At 69.1% G+C, this 314-nt stretch carries 1 pseudogene; it reads right to left on the bottom strand.

Going from position 1 to position 314, the window contains the following annotated elements:
• Nucleotides 1-314, bottom strand: a pseudogene (locus EN818_RS33150) (hypothetical protein); the annotation flags it as partial.

Consider the following 314-nt stretch of genomic DNA (forward strand, 5'->3'; position numbering starts at 1 on the left):
GCGGTTTCGCCGGCGGCGGCTTCCGGTGCGGCGTCCGTCGGGGCTTCCGTTGCCGCGGCGGTATCGGACCGAGCAGCGCTCTCGCCACTTTCCGCCGCAGGTGCCGCTTCGGCAGTTGGCTCAGCCTCGGCAACGGCAACCAGTTCATCGGTTTGTTCCGCCGCGGCGTCGTTCGCCGCCACGGTTTGGGTGCGCGCTTCTGCTTCAGCAGCGGGTTCTGCATCTGCTTCGGCAGCAGGCTCGCCTGTGGTTTCGGCTTCCTTGGCGGCGTGCACTTCAGCCGCCGCCTCCGAATCTTCGGCAGCCGCTTCGGC

Origin of the sequence: Mesorhizobium sp. M3A.F.Ca.ET.175.01.1.1 (assembly GCF_004791945.1) — a bacterium.
Taxonomy (GTDB): Bacteria; Pseudomonadota; Alphaproteobacteria; order Rhizobiales; family Rhizobiaceae; genus Mesorhizobium.